This is a genomic window from Streptomyces marincola (assembly GCF_020410765.1).
Lineage (GTDB): Bacteria > Actinomycetota > Actinomycetes > Streptomycetales > Streptomycetaceae > Streptomyces > Streptomyces marincola.
In genome coordinates, this window is the sequence record NZ_CP084541.1 from 4861439 (window position 1) to 4880750 (window position 19312).

Annotated in this window: 10 protein-coding genes and 1 pseudogene; 7 read left to right on the forward strand and 4 right to left on the reverse strand. The window is 72.8% G+C overall.

The window, feature by feature from the left end; translation table 11 throughout:
- Positions 1-3: 3 nt before the first annotated feature.
- Positions 4-1362 (reverse strand): ABC transporter substrate-binding protein, encoded by a 1359-nt coding sequence (locus LC193_RS21480; RefSeq protein WP_226076612.1) that lies wholly within the window; start codon positions 1360-1362, stop codon positions 4-6.
- Between the two features lie 214 nt (positions 1363-1576).
- Between LC193_RS21480 and LC193_RS21485 the strand changes: the two genes are divergently transcribed.
- The 4 genes from LC193_RS21485 to LC193_RS21500 all read left to right on the forward strand — a co-directional run bounded on the left by LC193_RS21485 (position 1577) and on the right by LC193_RS21500 (position 7289).
- Entirely contained in the window at positions 1577-2614 is a 1038-nt protein-coding gene (locus LC193_RS21485) for a LacI family DNA-binding transcriptional regulator (protein WP_086158142.1), read from the forward strand.
- Between the two features lie 186 nt (positions 2615-2800).
- Entirely contained in the window at positions 2801-3454 is a 654-nt protein-coding gene (locus LC193_RS21490) for a DUF6879 family protein (protein ID WP_226076615.1), read from the forward strand.
- Between the two features lie 361 nt (positions 3455-3815).
- Entirely contained in the window at positions 3816-4844 is a 1029-nt protein-coding gene (locus LC193_RS21495; protein ID WP_226076620.1) for a WD40 repeat domain-containing protein, read from the forward strand.
- A 24-nt stretch (positions 4845-4868) separates the two neighbouring features.
- Positions 4869-7289 carry a WD40 repeat domain-containing protein gene (locus LC193_RS21500; RefSeq protein ID WP_226076623.1) on the forward strand — a complete coding sequence of 807 codons (2421 nt, stop codon included), beginning with the start codon at positions 4869-4871 and terminating at the stop codon, positions 7287-7289.
- Positions 7290-7747: 458 nt separating this feature from the next.
- Here LC193_RS21500 and LC193_RS21505 read toward each other — a convergent pair whose 3' ends face one another.
- Positions 7748-9136, reverse strand: coding sequence for a glycoside hydrolase family 6 protein (locus tag LC193_RS21505; protein WP_404819467.1), 1389 nt, complete (start codon positions 9134-9136; stop codon positions 7748-7750).
- Positions 9137-9768: 632 nt separating this feature from the next.
- Here LC193_RS21505 and LC193_RS21510 point away from each other — a divergent pair.
- Positions 9769-11712, forward strand: a pseudogene (locus LC193_RS21510) (glycoside hydrolase family 48 protein); the annotation flags it as partial.
- Positions 11713-11936: 224 nt separating this feature from the next.
- Positions 11937-12968, forward strand: a complete 1032-nt coding sequence (locus LC193_RS21515) for a phosphotransferase (RefSeq protein WP_226076626.1) — start codon at positions 11937-11939, stop codon at positions 12966-12968.
- A 189-nt stretch (positions 12969-13157) separates the two neighbouring features.
- On the opposite strand, the gene LC193_RS21520 is transcribed toward LC193_RS21515, so the two are convergent.
- Positions 13158-13991: an SCO2400 family protein gene (locus LC193_RS21520; protein ID WP_226076628.1), complete on the reverse strand. Its 834-nt coding sequence runs from the start codon at positions 13989-13991 to the stop codon at positions 13158-13160.
- Between the two features lie 290 nt (positions 13992-14281).
- Positions 14282-16960 carry a glycoside hydrolase family 48 protein gene (locus LC193_RS21525; protein WP_226076630.1) on the reverse strand — a complete coding sequence of 893 codons (2679 nt, stop codon included), beginning with the start codon at positions 16958-16960 and terminating at the stop codon, positions 14282-14284.
- Between the two features lie 364 nt (positions 16961-17324).
- Here LC193_RS21525 and LC193_RS21530 point away from each other — a divergent pair, with 364 nt between their 5' ends.
- Positions 17325-19070, forward strand: coding sequence for a glycoside hydrolase family 6 protein (locus LC193_RS21530; RefSeq protein WP_226076631.1), 1746 nt, complete (start codon positions 17325-17327; stop codon positions 19068-19070).
- Positions 19071-19312: the final 242 nt, after the last annotated feature.

A 19312-nucleotide genomic window follows, 5' to 3' on the forward strand; every position in this document is an offset into this window, starting at 1 on the left:
GCCTTATTCCGCTAGTGCGTTGTCCAGATTGCTCACGACGTCGTCCCACGCGCTCTCCGGGTCGTTGCCCTGCTGCTCGACCGTCACCAGACCGTTGGTGATGCTCTCCTGGATGATCTGGTCGTTGGGGCCGATCGGCGAGGAGGGGATCTCCGCGGCGGCGGCCGAGAAAATCTGACCCGTCGGGACACCGGGGTAGTACTCGTTGGTGGCGTTCTGCACGTCGTCCGACTGCTGCGCGGTGGCGGAGCTGGGGAAGTTGCCGGCGTTCGAGAAGACCTTGGCCTGCTGCTCGGGCGCGGTCAGCCACTCGGCGAGGGCGACGGCCTCCTCCTTGTGCTCGGAGGCCTCGGTCACGCCGATGAACGAGCCGCCCCAGTTGGACGGTGCGGGGGAGCGCGCGACGTCCCACAGGCCGGCGCCCGCGTCACCCGCGTGCGACTGAATGGTCGTCAGCATCCATGCGGGGCAGGCGGGCAGCGTCGCGAACGCGCCGTTGGCCAGGGCGCTCTCCCACTCGTCGGCGAACTGGCGCTGCTGGTCGGTGATCCCGGCCTCGGCGGCCTGGATGGAGAGGTCCCAGGCGGTCTGCACGCCCTCGCTCTCCTGGTAGACGACCTCGCCGGCCTCGTTCGTGTAACGCTCCTCGTACGCCGAGACGACGGCGTTGAACAGGCCGCCGGCCGAGTCGAGGAACGCCACGTCGTCGGGCGCGTTCGCCATGAAGTCCTCGCCGACCGCGAGGTAGTCCTCCCAGCCGCCGGCGAACAGCTCGCTGACCTCTTCGCGGTCGGTGGGCAGCCCGGCCGCCTCGAAGTGGTCGACGCGGTAGCAGATGCCCGTCGGGCCGATGTCAGAGCCGAGGCCGATCACGCGGCCTTCGGCGTCCGTCGCCTGGTCGACCTTCCAAGGCACGAAGTGGCTCAGGTCGGTGTCGTACTCGTTGAAGTCGACCCAGCGGGGGCTGAGTTCCCCGGTCATCTCGGCGATGTTGCCGACCTCGACCGCCTGGATGTCGGCCAGGCCGCTGTTCTGCGCGAGACGGGTGCGCAGCTGCGTGATGTAGTCCGCGTTCTCGGAGGTGAGGTCCTGCTGGATGGTGATGTGCGGGTTGGCCTCCATGTACTCGTCGTACAGGCCGGCCTCCTCGTAGCCGAACTGGCCGAACAACCCGATCCGCAGGGTGATGTTGCCGTCCTCGTCGCCGTTTCCGTCGTCGCCGTCGTCGCTCGAACACGCGCCGAGAAACGCGGTGGCGAGGACGGCGGTCAGGCCGACAGCGACCGTTCTGGTGGCTCGGCGCCGTGACCGGCTCGTGGTACGGGTGGTGTTGCGCATGACGTCGTCGTCCTCCTGGCGCACTGACGTTGCCTTCCCAGCCGGGTGGTTTTCGACCTGTGGGGGATGGGGCGTGGGTTCGGAACGTGCGGTTCTATAGGGTTCAGGGAGCGTGGGAGCGCTCCCAGCCGTGATGGGTTGAAGGGTTCCGGAGTGCTCGTCAGGTGTCAAGGCATAGAGCGGCTCGTCTCGGATTCCGTGATGTAGTTGGGTCCGGCGGCGGAAACGGGAGGAAGCGATGGCAATGGCAAGGCGCGGCGCCGGCCGCGACGGAAGACCGACACTTGAACAAGTCGCGGCGCGGGCGGGTGTCGGTCGTGGCACAGTGTCCCGCGTCATCAACGGATCGCCCAGGGTCAGTGACCGTACCCGGGCGGCGGTGCAGCAGGCCATCGCCGATCTGGGCTATGTGCCGCACCGCGCGGCCAGGGCGCTGGCGGCCAACCGGTCCGACGCCATCGCCCTGGTGGTGCCCGAGGCGGAGACCCGGCTGTTCGCCGAGCCGTTCTTCTCCGGCGTCCTGCGGGGGGTCTCGGCGGAGCTGGCCGACACGGACATCCAGTTGCTGCTGACCTTGATAAGGACACCGAAGGAACGCGCCAGGTTCGCGCAGTACGCCGCGAGCCACCGCGTCGACGGGGTGCTGCTGGTGTCCGTGCACGGCGACGACCCGCTGCCCGACCAGCTCGCGGAGATGGGCCTGCCGGTGGTGATGACCGGGCGGCGGTCGGCCGACGAGCCGGTGCCGCACGTGGACTGCGACAACGTGGGGGGCGCCCAGCTCGCCGTCGAGCACCTGCTGGGCCGGGGGCGCGGCACGGTGGCCACCATCACGGGTCCGTCCGACATGTACGTGGCCAGGTGCAGGCTGGACGGCTACCGCGAGGCCCTGCGGGCGGCGGGGCGTGAACCCGCGGACGAACTCGTGGCGCGCGGCGACTTCACGGAGGAGGGCGGGCACGCGGGCATGCGGGAGCTGATCGCGCGCCGGCCCGACCTCGACGCGGTGTTCTGCGCGTCCGACCTGATGGCCATCGGAGCCCGCCGCGCGCTGCGCGAGCTGGGGCGCGGCGTGCCGGACGACGTCGCGCTCGTCGGGTTCGACGACTCGGCGCTCGCCCGGCACCTCGACCCGCCGCTGACCAGCGTGCGGCAGCCCATCGAGGGCATGGGGCGGGCGATGACGCGGGCGCTGCTCGCCGAGATCTCCGACGGGGGATCGGACCGGCCGCGTCTTGTGCTGCCCACAGAACTGGTGCGCCGCTCCTCGTCCTGAGGGCCCCGCCGCCCCTTCGGCCGCGGCTCCGCGCCCCCGCCGCCCGCCCGTGCCGCCCGGGGCGGGCGACGGGGGCGCGTCGCCCTCGGTGACCTGATGGGGCGCGCGGCTGTCCGGTAACGCGCTGGTGACAGATCGTCACCGAATCGTCATGCTGGTCGCGGTAGCGAGGAAAGGAGTGCGCCCATGGCCAGGAAGCCGGGCTTCGCGGGCGCCGAGCACGGCGTTCACGACCTGGACGCCGCACGCGTCCTGATGTGGCTTCCCGAGAACTGCCGCTCGGCGGGTGCGGCCAGGGCGCCGACCGTGGTGGGCCTTGAGCAGTTCACCGGCATGTTCGAGACATTCGAGCACACCGCGTGGCGGCTGGAAACGCGCGGTCGGTATCAGGCGGACGAGCGGAGCACCGCTTACCAGCGGTTCCTCACCGGGCAGCGGCAGGGGGCCGGGCCCGGTCCCGAGGAGCCGTGGTTCGCCGGCCGCCGCAAGCAAACGGCCCTGGGCAAGCGGTTCGAGCGGGTGCGGGTCGTGGACGACCCGCCCACGCTCGGGCAGTTGTACCTGCTCGACGCCGCCCACAGGAATGCGCTGGCGGGGGAGGACGTGCGCAACCTGTGGCGCGCCGACGCGGAGTGGCTGCGGCTGCCCGGCGAGGACTTCTGGCTGTTCGACAGCCGGGTGCTCGCGGTGCTGCGCTTCGACGAGGCGGACCGGCTCACGGAGGTGGAGATCGTCACCGAGCCGCGCGTGGTGCTGCGCGCGTGCCAGGCGAGGGACGCGGCCTGGCACCACGCCGTGCCGTTCGACGAGTTCGGGGCGCTGGTCCGGCATCCGCGCTGAGGCGGCGGCCGTTCGACCCGGCCCGTCGTTCCCGCCGCGCCGGGACCGGTGCGGGCGTGCGCGACCGGCGCGGGGCGCGCGTGCGGCCCGGTGGGATCCAACCACCGCCGGGGCGACCGGATTTCGCCCCCGCGAGTGACGCTGCGGAGTCGGTTGGTTCCGCCCTGAGGGGGATAGGGCGGAGCATGGTTGACCCCGTCGAGGAGGCGTCGTGACGGCGCGCGGCGCGCCCGGGAACGGCGCACGGGCGGCCGAGATGGCGCCCGTATCCGTTTGGTCACGCCCGATGTAGTCGAATTGTGGCTCAGCTGGTTTCGCAACCTGGCCCCCCGAGCCGGTCAGGCGGTCTAGGGTCCGTGTCATGGTTGTTCGGCACCTGTGCGATCCGGGGGACTTGGACATCGTCCGGCCGTTGCCCGGCCGGCCGGCCGTGGCGCAGCGCGTGACGGCCGTCGCCGTGTCGGAGGGCGTGGAGCAGGTCGCGGTCGCCACGGCGGCGCCCTGGTTCCCGGACTTCGGCGAGCTGATGGTGATGCGGCCGGGCTCGGGCGAGAAACCGCGGCGGCTCGGCGTGGCCAGACGCGCGCCCGGCGCGGTGGTGCGCGACCTGGTGTTCGGGCCCGGCGGGGGAACGCTGACCGCGTCGCTCGGCGGGACCGAGGAGCATCACGTCGGGCAGGTCGCCCACTGGCGGCTGCCCGGCACGGCCGAGCGCTGGCGGCGCGCCGTCTGCCGTCCGCTGTACGCCGGTTACGGCGATGTCGGGGGCCTGAGGCTGGCCGTGAGCGCCGACGGGCGGACCGTCGCGGGCTGCGATCAGGGCAGCCGCAGCGTGCTGGCCTGGGCGGCGCCCGACGGGCGGCAGCTCGCGGGGCCGGCCGGGGTCGGCGGCAGCGACGCCGTCGCCGTGGACGCGGACGGCTCACGCGTGGCGTTCCGGCTGTGCCGTCCCTACGAACGGGCGCCGCGCGGCGGGATCGCGGTGTTCGGCCTGCGCGACGGCGCGATCACGACGTTCGACACCGGGGTCGGCTGGTGCTCGGGCCTGGCGTTCTCGCCGGACGGGCGGCACCTGGCCGTGGTCGGCTCGGCGGACGGCACCGCGCTCGCGGTGCGCGTTCCGCTCGGCCCGGGGGAGCCGGTGCGGCAGGTCCTGGCCGAACTGCCGGGCGAGGCACGGCAGCAGATCACCCGGCCGGTGTGGGGCCCGGCAGGGCCCCGGGCCGCGGTCCGCGCCGGCCGCACCGTCACGGTGTGGGACCTGGCCGCGGGCAGATCCCTGCTCTCGGTCCCGGACCTGGGCCGTTCGACGGCCTGGGCGCTGAGCCCTGACGGCCGCGCGCTGGTCGTCGCAACCCCCGTCGAGGTGCGCGCCTACGACCTCGGCTGACGTGCGGAAGCAAGGAACGACGCGATGACGACGTTGCAAGTCCTGCTCGACGACCGGCCGAGCAGCGCGGGCTGGCAGCAGATCTGCCACCTGCTCGAACAGCTCGACGAACAGCAGCTGGCCGCGATCGCCCCGCGCGTGCTGCGCTGGCCGGCCGGGCAGCGCCCGATGCCCGACCACTGGTGGGCGCAGTGGGTCGCGGGCGACATCCGCCCCTGCCACGCGCTGGCCGGCACCCGGAAGCTCGGCCGCCTCGACAACGTCGAGACCGGCACGGTGCCGGTGCCGGCGGAGGACGACAGGGACGACGCGGAGAGCAGCGAGGGCGCCTACTTCTACGGCGGCGCGAGCGCCGTCGCGGCACCGAACGGGCTGCGCTGGCTCGCGCTCGCCGCCGCGGCCGAGTGGCACCACAACGGCGGGGACATCGTGCGCTGGGACACCACGCGGGACGCCCCGCTGGTGTGGTACCTCAGCGGCGGCGAATATTACGACGAGGCCTACGACATGGCGGTCAGCCCGGACGGCGCGACCGTCGTGACGGCCGTCGAGGGCGTGTGGCGCGCGTGGTCGGCGCGCACCGGCGAACCGCTGTGGGAGGTACGTCCTCACCTGGGCGCCGACGAGGCGCTGTGCTTCAGCCGTGACGACCTCGTCCGGTTCGCGTTCTCCGCCGACGGCTCGCGGCTGGCCGTCGGCACCGGGAGCACCGACGTCGTGGCCGTCGTCGAGACCGCGACCGGCAAGGTCCTGCTGCACGTGCCCGAGGGCGAGGACGCGTTCGGGCCCGTCGCGCTCGACGCCACCGGCCGGCTGCTGTTCCACGCGGGTCCCGCGGGCCGCGTGGTGGCGCGCGAGGTCGCCACCGGGCTCGTGCTCGCCACCGCCGAGACCGGCCTGACGTCGGTGGGGGCGCTGGCCGTGGCGCCCGACGGCGGCGAGGTGTTCGCCGTCGGCGGGGCCGTCGGCGGCGCGCCGGAACAGGCCGGCCTCGCCACCTCGGCGCGCCCTGCCGCCCGGCTGCTGACGCTGCGCGAGGCGCCCGGCGGCGCCGAACTCGCGGCGGGCGCCCTGCTGCGCCCGCGCGGCTTCGCGCGGGACCTCGACGCCGACTCGCCCGCGGCGGCCCTCACCACGCGGGCGGTGTGGACGGGCAGCGGGCCCTTCGCGTTCGTGGGCGCCGACTTCGGCTCGCTGCTGTTCGACGGCAGGGGCCGCACGCTGTGGGCCGACCCCGCGGGCGCGAACGCCGCGTTCACCCCGGACGGCCGCGCGCTGGTCGTGGTGCAGGAGGAGATCGACGCGTGGTTCCTCGCCGGGCTCGCCCCGCCGGACGGCGAGGAGCCCGCGCCGCCCGCGCCGCGCCCGGGACACGTGCTGCTCACCGGCCTGCCCGCCGCGCTCACCGGCAGGGCGGGGGCCGGCGACGGCGCCGAACTCCCGCTGTCCCACTGGTCCGTGCCGCACGCCGCGATCACCGAGGACGCCCGCGCGCTGGCGTTCTGCGCCAAGCTCGACCGCGACTCGGCCGACCGCCCGCAGGTGCTGTGCCGCTGGCCCGGGGGGCGCGAGGGCGCGCCCGAGGTCTCGCTGCTGCCCCCGGTCGCGGACGCGGCCTACCTGACGGATCTCGCGTTCGGCCCCGGCGGGGACGTGCTGGTCCGCGCGCTGCTCGGGGAGGAGTCCTGCGTCGTGCTGAACGACGTCGCCACCGGCGCGACCCGCTGGCGCCACCCACTGCCGCCGGCCGCGCCGCACGGTGAGGAACGGCTGCGCCTGGCCTTCTGCGCCGACGGCTCACGGCTCGCGCTCGCCCTGCGCGGGCTCGGCCGGGTGCTGGTCCTCGACGCGGCGACCGGCGACAGCGTTCTGACCGTGACCGAGCGGCCCAAGTACGCCGAACACTGGCGGCGGTTGCGCGTGGAGGCCGTGGCGCTCGACGGGCCGGGCACCCGGGTCGCGTTCGGCGTCCGCGACGCGCGCAGCCGCGTGGTGGTGTGCGACGTGGCGACGGGCGCGGAGCTCGGCCACACGGAACCGCACGGGCTGCGGCAGATCACGGGCCTCTCCTTCGCGCCCGACGGCTCCGCCCTCGCGGTGTCGGGCGCCACGGAGCAGGGGCACGCAGCGCTGTGGCTGCTGCCGCCGGACGCGGCGGACGCCGACGCCCGGCCGCGCACCGCCGTGCCCGATCTGCCGATGCACGACCAGCCGGACGGCGACCTCGTGTGGCCGGCGGGCCGCGGGCCGCTCGTCTACTTCCCCGGCAGCCGGGGGTGGGGTGCCGTGTGGGACGCGGACAGCGGGACGGTGCTCGCCGACCTCCCGTTCGGGCGGGCGGACGGCGGTGTCGCCCTGTCGCACGACGGCGGGACGCTCGTCACCGTCACCCAGTTCGGGGCGCGCCGCTGGCCGTTGCGCCCGGACGCGGCCGTTCCCGCGTGACGGCGCGCTGCCGCGTGCCCGGCGCGGCGGGGGCGCCGAGCACTGGAACGGGGCCGGAGTGGCGCGGCGGCGCGCGCCCCGATCGGCACGCCCGCGTTCGGAAGGTGAACGCGCGCGGCCCGGGCCGCGCGGGGAGCGGCGGGTGCCGGGTGCCGGGTGCCCAGGGCCGGCGGGCGAACGGGCGCCGGGGAGCGGCGGGCGTTGGGGCGTTGGGGCGTTGGGGCGCTCGGGTGTCGGTGGGCGAAGGCCGCATGGTGTTGTCCCGGCCGGTGAACGAGGCGTGTCGCGCTTTGTTCGACTGCTTCCGCGGAAGCGTGCCCGGGGCCGGTGGTCGGCGCCCCGCCCCCGGCGCTGACCGCGCGTCCCGCGCACCGCGCCCCCGGCACCTGGGGGGTGCCGGGGGCGGGCGCGTGGGGGGACTTCAGTTCCTGTGCGATCGGGTCAGTGCCGCGCCCGGATCACAGCGGCGGGTGGGCGTTCGCCATCAGCTGCTCGAACTGGGCCTGGAACCAGTGGCCCGAGATCGGGGCGCCGTCCAGGGCCCCCGAGGGGTTGTTCTGGTTGCGCGGGTTGCCCTCGTAGGTGGGGTCGCACATCCGGTCGAAGCCCTTGCCCTCGTCGTTCGGGATCTCCTCGCTTGAGCCGTCCGACTCCCCCGGAGGCTTGATCCACGAGTAGGCGTCGATGTGCGGCTCAGGAGCGGCCGTCGGGCGCTCGCCGAGACCGGCGCCCTCCTGGTTGCACCAGTTGCCGAGGTGGATGCGTCGGTCGTAACGGCCGCCGTCGACGTACTCGTCCGCGCTGGTCTGCGGGCCGGGGCCGGTGGGCCGGTCGGGGCCGCCCCAGCCGTTGCGCGAGGTGTCGATCACGACGCCGAGGCCCTCGGGGAAGCCGGCCGCGGGGGCGGCGACCGAGGCGAAGTCCTGGGCGAAGGACAGCTCGTCGACGTAGTTGTTCCAGTCGATCCAGGAGCTCTCGCCGCGGATCGGCTGGCCGCCGATCACGTCGTCGATGGCGAAGTTGTCCTCCTTGAGCGCGCTGTAGTTCGCCGTGTTGGCGGCGAACCCGGCCACGTCCTCCGGGGTGGCGCCCTCGGCGTTGGCGGCCTCGAACAGCAGGTCCGCGCTCGCCTGGAAGTTGTCCTCCCAGCCGATCCAGCCGTGGTGGCCGATGTCGATGTAGTTGTAGACGTTCTCGTTGTCACCGAGTGTCGCGATGTTGTAGCCGACGCCCTTGACGTAGTTGCCGTTGGCCAGCATCTCGTCGCACTCGGGGGTGGCCGTCTCGCGCCCGCTGACGTTCGTGATCAGGTTCGGCAGCGAGTCGATCTCCACGATGTTGATGATGCGGAGTTCGGCGTAGGCCGGGTCGGACACGATCTCGTTGATGGGGTCGATGAACTCCGTCTTGTAGACGTCGATCTCCTCGGGCCCCAGCTCGCCGTTGGAGGCGAGCGCCGCGCAGTCGCGGCCCGGCAGGTTGTACGTCACGATCTGGATGGCGTCGGCGCCCTGCGCCAGTGCCTCGTCCAGGTGCTCGCGCAGCCCCATGGTGTTGGAGCCGGCCGAGCCGCCGGTGATCGCGGCCCTGCTGTCCAGCCACACCGCGGTGGGCTGGTCGGCGATGGCCTCTCCGCCGCCCGCGGTGGCCGCGGCGGACCAGTCGGGGTTGACGTAGAGCTGGGCGCCCGCGTAAGGGTTGTCGACCCGCGCCAGCGTGTCGACGTCCTCGTCCGCTGCCGCGGTGCTCAGGGTGCCCATGGTCAGGGCGCATGCCCCGGCGAAGGCTCCCGCGATGACGACCGGTCGCCGGCCGAGCCGGCGGCGTGGGGGGTTGGTGCGGCTCATTGCTTGTGATCCTCCGGATGGTTGCGTACGGCCGATGCCGAGGCATCTCCCGACCCGTCGCACACCCACACGTGCCCGTTCCCCGCTCATGGGAGGGACCGGGGAACGCGGCGAGAGGGGCTCGCCGGCCGGGGCGCCGAACCGGCCCCGGCCTTGGGGCACATGGGAACTCACCGTGCTGCGTCCGTCAGGGAACGCTCTGGGAGGTTGTGGGGGTGATGTGGGGGATTGTGGGGGTTCGTGCTCGGAGCGGCTTGCTCATCGTCCTGCTGTCCTGCCCTGGCGCTCGTCCGTGCCCGGCAGTTGGGACCGCTCCCACTGGTTGAAGGGACCGTAGGCCACAAGTCCCCTTCCCGCCAAGGGGTCGTTCGAGAAATTACCGCTGACCTGCCACGCAAGAAGGCGATTCTGCACGGGGGTTGACGTGTGCAGTCCATTCCTCAAAGCTTGGGAGCGCTCCCACTGGTCTCCGCTCCTCACCCCCCACGAGCCGCGAGGAGGATGCCATGCGATTCCGCCGTGGATCGACCATCGGCAGTCCGGCCGGATCGAGAACCGGATCGAGAACACGCACGAGGTCAAGGCGCCTGGTGATCGCCGGCGCCGTCGCCCTGTCCATGCCGCTCGGCCTGACGGCCGCCGCACAGGGCACCGCGGGCTCGCCGTTCGGCGACGAGCCCGAACTGCGACAGTACGAGGAGCAGTTCCTGTCGCTGTACGAAACGATCAAGGACCCGGCCAACGGGTACTTCTCGGACGAGGGCATCCCCTACCACTCGGTCGAGACGCTGATCGTGGAGGCGCCCGACCACGGTCACCAGACCACATCGGAGGCGTACTCCTACCTGATCTGGCTCGAAGCGCAGTACGGCCAGGTCACCGGCGACTGGCAGCCGTTCAACGACGCCTGGGCGCTCATGGAGGAGTGGATGATCCCCTCCGCCGACGAGCAGCCGAGCAACAGCTTCTACAACCCGGGCTCGCCCGCGACCTACGCGCCCGAGTCCACCGACCCGACGGACTATCCGGCCCCGATGGACCCCGCGGTCCCGGTCGGCCAGGACCCGCTCGCCGATGAACTGTCCGCCACCTACGGCTCGGACGAGATCTACGGCATGCACTGGCTCCAGGACGTGGACGACACCTACGGGTACGGAGCGGCCTGCGGCGGCACCGCGGGCGACCCGACGTTCATCAACACCTTCCAGCGCGGCCCGCAGGAGTCCACCTGGGAGACCGTCACGCACCCCTCGTGCGAGGACTTCTCGCACGGCGGCGAGAACGGCTACCTCGACCTGTTCACCGAGGACGCGGCCTACGCCGAGCAGTGGCGCTACACCAACGCCCCCGACGCCGACGCGCGCGCCGTGCAGGCCGCCTACTGGGCCAACCAGTGGGCCGCGGAGCAGGGCAACGCCGCGGCCGTGGCCGGTACCGTCGAGAAGGCCGCGCGGATGGGCGACTACCTGCGCTACTCGATGTACGACAAGTACTTCAAGGAGATCGGCGACTGCGTCGGCCCGAGCGCGTGCCCGGCGGGCACCGGCAAGAACAGCAACCACCAGCTGATGTCCTGGTACTACGCCTGGGGCGGCGCGCTGGACAGCTCGGCCGGCTGGGCGTGGCGGATCGGTTCGAGCTACGCGCACTTCGGCTACCAGAACCCGATGGCCGCGTACGTGCTCTCCACCGACGACGCGCTGATCCCGCAATCACCCACCGCGGGTGAGGACTGGGGCAACAGCCTCGACCGCATGATCGAGTTCTACACGTGGCTCCAGTCGGCCGAGGGCGCCATCGCCGGAGGTGCGACCAACAGCTGGGAGGGCCACTACGGCGAGGCGCCGGCGGGCACGCCGACGTTCTACGGCATGTACTACGACGAGAAGCCCGTGTACCACGACCCGCCGTCCAACCGCTGGTTCGGCATGCAGGCGTGGTCCATGCAGCGGCTCGCCGAGTACTACCACGTCAGTGGCGACGAGCGCGTCGCGCCCGTCCTCGACAAGTGGGCCGACTGGGTCGTCAGCGAGGTCACCGTCGGGGAGGGCGGGGACTTCCGGATTCCGGCCGAACTCTCCTGGAGCGGCGCGCCCGACACCTGGGACCCGGACAACCCCGGCGACAACTCCGACCTGCACGTCGAGGTCACCGCGTACTCGCAGGACGTCGGCGTGACCGGCTCGCTGGCCAACGCCCTGTCCTACTACGCCGCCGCCAGCGGCGACACCGCGGCCCGGGAGACCGCGGCGGGGCTGCTCGACGCGCTGCTCGCCCACCAGGACGAGCAGGGGATCGCGGTGCCGGAGACCCGCGGCGACTACAGCCGGTTCGGGGACGAGGTGTACATCCCGGAGGGCTGGAGCGGCACGATGCCCAACGGCGACGTGATCGAGCCGGGCTCCACGTTCGAGTCGATCCGCACCTTCTACCACGACGACCCGGCGTGGCCGCAGGTCGAGGAGTACCTCAACGGCGGCGAGGCGCCGACCTTCGAATACCACCGGTTCTGGGCCCAGGCGGACATCGCCATCGCCCTGGCCACCTACACCCAGCTCTTCGGGGCTGAGGAGTAGGTCCGAGGCGGCGGGGCGTTGAGGTCCGCCCCGCCCGCCACCCACCCGAGGGCCCCGGCCACACCGCCGACCGGGGCCCTCGGCCATGCCCGCGGCAGGCGGTAGGGTCGGGCGCGTGAGGTGAGGCGCCCGGCGGCACGTGCCCGTGCCGCGCGACGAGGTCCCCCGCCGTCGCGGCAGACCGCGACGGCCGTCAGCCGATCCGGAAGCCGTGACCCACCGCCATGACCTCTGCCTCGCCCAGCCCTTGCCCTTCCGCGACACCCTCACCCCCTTCCTCCCCTTCCTCCCCTTCCTCCCCTCCTTCCCCTGCCCCCGCCGCCCCGGCCGGCTCCGCGCCCGGTACCCGGGAGATCTCCGCGGTACTCGCGGAACGCTGGCGCCTGCCAGGCGCGGTCGTCACCGAACTGCCGGGCGGCATGAACTCCCTCACCTGGCACGTCGGTCACCGCGGTGCCCGCTGGGTGGCCAAGGCCGTTCCCCGGGGCGGTCCTGAGCGGCCCCTCCGGTACGGGCTGCGCCTCGCCGCGCTGGCCGAGGCCGCGGGCGTTCCCTCGGGCGTGCCGGAACGCGCGGCGGACGGGCGGCTGACCGCCCGCGTCCGCGGCCATGTGCTCGCGCTGCTGCGCTGGGTCCCGGGCCGCGAACTCAACGGCGCCGACCCGGGCGACCTCGCCCGCCTCGGCGCGACGCTGGCCCGCGCGCACCTCGCGCTCGGCACCGGCACGGTGTCGCAGGACCGGGCCCGCGCGTCCTTCGACCCGGCGGCCGGTGGCCGGGAGGCCGCGTACGCGGTCCGCCCCTGGATACGCCCGGCGCTGGCCGGGGCGGCGGAGCGGCTGCGCCGCGTGCGCCCCGAGACGCTGACGTGGGGACCGTCGCACGGTGACCCGGCGCCCGAGCACTTCAGGTTCGACCCGCGCACCGGCCGGTGCGGTCTCATCGACTGGGGCGCCGCCGGGCACCGGCCGCGGCTCTACGACCTGGCCACCGCGGTGCTCGACGCGGGCGGCCCGGACGGGGCGGGCCCGTTGCTGCGCGCGTACACCGAGGGCGGTGGGCTGCCCTCCGAGGAGATCGAACGCGGACTGCTGCCCGTGCTCGACTTCCGGTACGCGGTCAACACCCTTTACTACGCGGACCGCTTCGCGCGCGGTGCCACAGGGCCCGAGGGCCCCGGCGGCAACGAGGAACGGCTCGACCACGCCCGCCGCTGGTTCGAGCGGCGGGCCGGTGGCCTCCCGGGCGGCGGGTGACCGAGGACGGGCGGCGAACCGGGCGCGGGACCGCACGCCGCCGGGCCGCGACGTCCGCCGCAGCGCATCCGGTCGCCGCGCATCCGGCCCGCACCGCATGCGCCCGCCCGGCGCGCACGTGACACGAACGCGCCCGTGCCGGCACGGACCGGCTGAGGTGAGGGGAGCAGCGGAGCAGTGGGGCCGCGTTCAGCACCACCACAGGAAGCAGCCGTCGTCCTCCTCGTCCCGGCCGCCCTCGTCCGCGTCTCCCTCCCCGTCCCCTCCGCCGTCGCCGCCGCCCTGGCCCGGCTCCTCCTGCTCCCCGGTCGGGGACGCGGACGCCGACGCGGTCGGCTCGGGCGAGGTGCCGCCCGGCGGCGGGGTCTCCTCGGGCGTACCGGACGGAGGGGTGGGGGAGCGCGTCTCGATCGCGCCCTCCTCGCGCACCGGGGGCGGGGGCGGAGGGCGTTCGTCCGCGGCGTCCTGACCGGCCTCGGGCGCGGTCGGCTCGGGCGCCGTCGCCGGTTCCCCGGCGTCGGCCCCCGAACTGTCGCCGCTCTCCGCGCCGGTGGGGCCGGGCTCGCCGGACGGCGACTCCGGGGGTTCGGCCGTCGCGGCCGGCTCGGCCGGTCCCGCGGCCTCCGTCGGCCGGTCCTCGTCCGCTGATCCCCCCGCGGGCACCACCACGTCACCGGCCTCGACGACCGCGATGCCGAGGACCGCGATGCCGAGCGCGGCGGCGGCCAGGTACCGGCGGCCGGTTCTGCGGCGAGCCGCGTGCCGCTTGCCGCCGGCCGGCGGCGGTGGCCCGGGTTCCGCTTCATCGCCGCCCGGCGCGCGCGCCGCGTCGCGCTCCCCGGCGGGTGCCGACTCCACGCCCGGCGCGGGTTCCCCTCCCGGCGCGGGTTCCTCCGGCGGCACGGGCCGCCGCGCGGCGGCCCGGCGGCCGGGCGCCTCGGCGGCCCACCCGGTCAGCTCGCCGCAGCCCGGGCATATGAGCGCGCCGTTGAGATGCCGTCGGCAGGTCTCGCAATAGTCCATGGCTCCCCGTTTCGTCGGCGATGAACCACTGGGGTGCCGAACACCTTAGCGACGCACAGGGAATGGACATGCCCGTGCCCCGGAGTGCGATCACTCCGGGGCACGAGTCGCGCACGATTCCCTCACCGGGAAACCGCAACGCGTTGCCACGTCATTTCTTTCGTGACTCTTTCCGCGCGCCTTTCCTTGATCCTCGCCACGTCACGGCTCTCCCGAATCACGGACGGCCGTGTCCGCTCTCCCGGGATTTCCAGGGCTTTCCCTGGCTTTCCCGAGCTGCCCCGGGCCGCCTATTCCTCGAAGAGATTGGAGTAGGTGGCCAGGGCGACGGCGATGTCCGCCTGGGCCCAGAACCGGTGGTACTCGAACGTCGGCGCCTCGCCGCCGTTGAGGTACTCCTCGACCTGCGGCCACGCCGGGTCGTCGTGGTAGAAGGTGCGGATCGACTCGAACGTGGAGCCCGGCTCGATCACGTCGCCGTTGGGCATCGTGCCGCTCCAGCCCGGCGGAATGTAGATCTCCTGGTCGAACCGGGAGAAGTCGTTCCGCGTCTCGGGCGTCGCGACGCCGATCGGGTCGAGGTGCTCCCACAGCGCGTCGAGCAGCCCGGCCGCGGCGTCGCGCGCCGCGGTGTCGCCGCTGGCGGCGGCGTAGTAGGACAGGGCGTTGGCCAGCGAGCCGGTCACGCCGACGTCCTGCGAGTGGGCCGTGACCTCGACGTGCAGGTCGGAGTTGTCACCCGGGTTGTTCGGGTTCCAGGTGTCGGGCGCGCCCGTCCAGGCCAGGGTGGCCGGGATCTGGAAGTCCCCGCCCTCCCCGATGGTGACCTCGCTCAGCACCCAGTCGACCCACTTGTCCAGCACCTCGCCCGCGGCGGCGTCGTCCGAGGCGTAGTAGTACTCCGCGAGCCGCTGCATGGACCACGCCTGCATGCCGAACCACTGGTTGGACGGCGGGTCGTGGTACACGGGCTTCTCGTCGTAGTACATGCCGTAGAACGTCGGGGTGCCGGCCGGCGGGGTGCCGTAGTGGCCCTCCCAGCTGTTGGTCGCGCCGCCCGCGATGCCGCCCTCGTCCGACTGGAGCCACCGGTAGAACTCGACCTGGCGGTCCAGGCTCGTCGCCCAGTCGTCCTCGGCCGTCGGGGACTCGGGAACCAGGTCCGCGTCACTGCTCAGCGCCCACGCGGCCATCGGGTTCTGGTAGCCGAAGTGCGCGTGGCTCGAACCGATCCGCCAGGCCCAGCCGGCCGAGGTGTCCAGCGCGCCGCCCCAGGCGTAGTACCAGGAGAGCAGGTAGTGCGCGCTGTCCTTGCCGCTGCCCGCCGGGCAGGAGGAGGCACCGACGCAGTTGCCGATCTCCTTGAAGTACTTGTCGTACATGGCGTAGCGCAGGTAGTCGCCCATCCGCGCGGCCTTGTCGACGGTGCTCGCCACGGCCGAGGCGTTGCCCTGCTCGGCGGCCCACTGGTTGGCCCAGTAGGCGGCCTGCACGGCGCGCGCGTCGGCGTCGGGGGCGTTGGTGTAGCGCCACTGCTCGGCGTAGTTGGCGTCCCCGGTGAACAGGTCCAGGTAGCCGTTCTCGCCGCCGTAGGTGAAGTCGTCGCAGGACGGCTGCGGCACCGTCTCCCACACCGACTCCTGCGGGCCGCGCTGGAAGGTGTTGATGAACGTCGGGTCGCCGCCGGTGCCGCCGCAGGCGTCACCGTAGCCGTACACGTCGTCGACGTCCTGGAGCCAGTGCATGCCGTAGATCTCGTCCGTGCCGTAGGTGGCGGACAGTTCATTGGCGAGCGGGTCCTGGCCGACGTCGATGGTGCCGTCGAGTTCGGCCGGGTAGTCCGCCGGGTCCGTCGACTCGGGCGCGTACGTGGCCGGGGACGACGGGTCGTAGAAGCTGTTCGTGGGCTGCGCGTCGGCGGAGGGGATCATCCACTCCTCCATCAGCTCCCACGAGTCGTTGAACGGACCCCAGTCCCCGGTGATCCGCCCGTACTGCGCTTCGAGCCAGATCAGGTAGGAGTACGCCTCGGAGGTCGTCTCGTGGCCGTAGTCCGGCGCCTCGACGAGCAGGGTCTCGACCGAGTGGTAGGGAATGCCCTCGTCCGAGAAGTACCCGTTGGCCGGGTCCTTGATCTGCCCGTACAGGTCGAGGAAGCGCTGCTCGTACTCGGTGTCCCCACCGGACGCGAGCTGCGTGACCGTGACCGTGGCCGGCTCGTGCCCGGCGGCGCTCGCCGTGAACGTGGCGGAGCCGCTGCCCGTGGTGCCCGCCGCGACGGTGATCGACTGGGTCGTGTTCCAGTTGGACGGTGTGAACGTCCGGCTGGTCGGCCCGGTGACCGTGAGGTCGGAGTTGCCGCTGGTGCGGGCGACGCGCACCGTGACGTTGGACTCGGGCTGCGCGTTGAGGCGCAGGCCGAACGTCCCGCTGGTGCCGGGCTGGAGCGCCAGCGACGTCGGGGTGGCGACGACCGCCGGGTCCGCGACCGGCTCCTCGCCGCACACGGTGCCGTTGACCGAGAAGCTGGTCGGGGCGGTGTTGCTGCCCGAGTAGGTGAAGTTGGCCCCCGAGGTGACCGAACCGTTCACCGGGATGGTCGCGTTGTAGCTCTCGTTGGTGACCGTGACGGTCTGCCCCGACTGCGACCACCGGCCGTTCCAGCCCTGTGCGAGGCGCTGGTTGCCGGAGTAGGAGTAGGTGAGGGTCCAGCCGTTGATGGCGGCGCTGCCCTCGTTGTTGATCGTGACCGCGGCCGTGAATCCGGAGCCCCAGTCGTTCGCGCTGTAGTCGACGCTGCACGTCGGGTCGGCGGCCTGGGCGCTCTGGCTGCCCAGGCCCCCGGCCGTCAGGGCCAGCGGCAGCGCGAAAGCCACGCCCGCGGCGATGCGGGCGCGGCGTGCGATGCGTCGGCGTCCGTGTCCCGGCGGGGACGTCGTACCGCCCGGTGATCCTCTGCGAAGACGCATGTGAGCGGTCCCTCCTTGCGGCTCGTTGAGAAATGAGGGGGGGTGGGGACTGCGCCTGTCAGGTGGTCGCGAAGTGAACAGCCAGTGGGAGCGCTCCCAAGGATGTGACCAAGACGCGTACGCGTCAAGACCTTGGACGCGAAGTCATGACCGGGCCGTGAGTTCCTTGGTCTAGCTGCGGAATTCAGGTGCTTCGCCAACACATTTCTTGAACAGAACTCTGGCGGAGTGGGCCAGTTGCGGTTACCTTCCCTTCAACCAGTGGGAGCGCTTCCAAAGTCGAGACGTCAGGGCGGGCGTCGTCCCGGTCGCACCGGCACCCGTCGCCAAAGCCGCCGACTCGGCAATCATCGAAAGGAATCGCATGAGCCGCACCAACCCCCCACCCAGGCGCCGACGCCGCGCGCTGCTCACCGCCGGGGCGCTCGCCGCCACGGCACTGGGCACCGGGGGCATGATGCAGGGCACCGCCTCGGCGGCCGACTTCGCGTGCGAGGTCGACTACTCCGCCAATGACTGGGGCTCGGGTTTCACCGCCAACCTGAGCATCACCAACACGGGCTCCACCGCGACCAACGGCTGGACGCTCACCTACTCGTACACCGGCAACCAGCGTCTCTCGCAGGGCTGGAACGGCCAGTGGTCGCAGTCCGGGCAGACCGTCTCGGTCCGGGACACCGGCTGGAACGGCGCCATCGCGCCGAACGCCACCGTGTCCACCGGGGCGAACTTCACCTACTCCGGGACGAACGCCGCCCCGACGAGCTTCGCCGTCAACGGTGTGACCTGTGGCGAGGACGGCGGCGGCGGCCCCGGCCCCGGCCCCGGCCCCGACCCGGACCCGCCGGGTGACCGCGTGGACAACCCGTACGAGGACGCGGGCGTCTACGTCAACCCCGACTGGTCCGCGAACGCCGCGAGCGAGCCGGGCGGCAGCGCCATCGCCGACGAGCCGACGGCCGTGTGGCTGGACCGCAGGGCCGCGATCACCGGCGGTTCCGCCGGCAACAGCACGGGCCTGCGCGAGCACCTCGACAACGCGCTGGTCCAGGCCGAGGAGCACGAGAACTTCGTGTTCCAGGTGGTCGTCTACAACCTGCCCGGCCGCGACTGCGCCGCGCTGGCCTCCAACGGCGAGCTCGACGCGGACGAGATCGACGTCTACAAGGAGGAGTTCATCGACCCGATCGCCGACATCCTCGGCGACCCGGCGTACTCCGACCTGCGCATCGTGACGATCATCGAGATCGACTCGCTGCCGAACCTCATCACCAACGTGTCGCCGCGCGAGACCGCGACCGAGAACTGCGATGAGATGCTGGCCAACGGCCACTACCAGGAGGGCATCTCCTACGCCCTCGACACGCTCGGCGACATCCCGAACGTGTACAACTACGTCGACGCCGGCCACTACGGCTGGATCGGCTGGGACGACAACTTCGGCGCGTCGGCCGAGCTGTTCTACGAGACCGCCACGATGAACGGCGCCTCCGTGGACGACGTGGCGGGCTTCATCGTCAACACGGCCAACTACGGCCCGACGGTCGAGCCTCACTACACCATCAACGACTCCGTGAACGGCACCTCCGTGCGGCAGTCGGAATGGGTGGACTGGAACCGCTACGTGGACAACCAGTCCTTCGCGCTCGGCTTCCGTGAGGAACTGGTCAGCCAGGGCTTCAACCCCGAGATCGGCATGCTGATCGACACCTCGCGCAACGGCTGGGGCGGCCCCGACCGTCCCACGGGCCCCGGTCCGAGGACGAACGTCGACGCCTATGTCGAGGGCAGCAGGGTCGACGGCCGGTACCAGGCGGGCAACTGGTGCAACCAGGAGGGCGCGGGCCTCGGTGAGCGGCCCACCGCCTCGCCGGTGCCGAACATCGACGCCTACGCGTGGATCAAGCCCCCGGGGGAGTCGGACGGCTCCAGCCGCGAGATCCCGAACGACGAGGGCAAGGGCTTCGACCGGATGTGCGACCCCACCTACGAGGGGAACCCGCGCAACAACTACAACATGTCGGGTGCGCTGGACGACGCGCCCCTGTCGGGTCACTGGTTCTCCGCGCAGTTCCAGGAGCTGCTGGCGAACGCCTACCCGCCCCTGTGATCCACCCGGCGCCGCGGCCGACCCGGTGATCCGCTCCGGGCCGGCCCTGCCGCCGCCGTGAATCACACCCCCGCACCGGGGTCCCGGCACACCGCCGGGGCCCCGGTGCCGCGCGTTCGGCCCCGCCGCCGAAGGCCAGGCGCGCCGCGTGACCGCCAGGACACTCCGCGTGCCGGGCGGCCGTTCCGTGGCGCGCCTCACGCGCGCTCGGGCGCGGGTGCCGGGCGGCGGTCTGCCAGTCT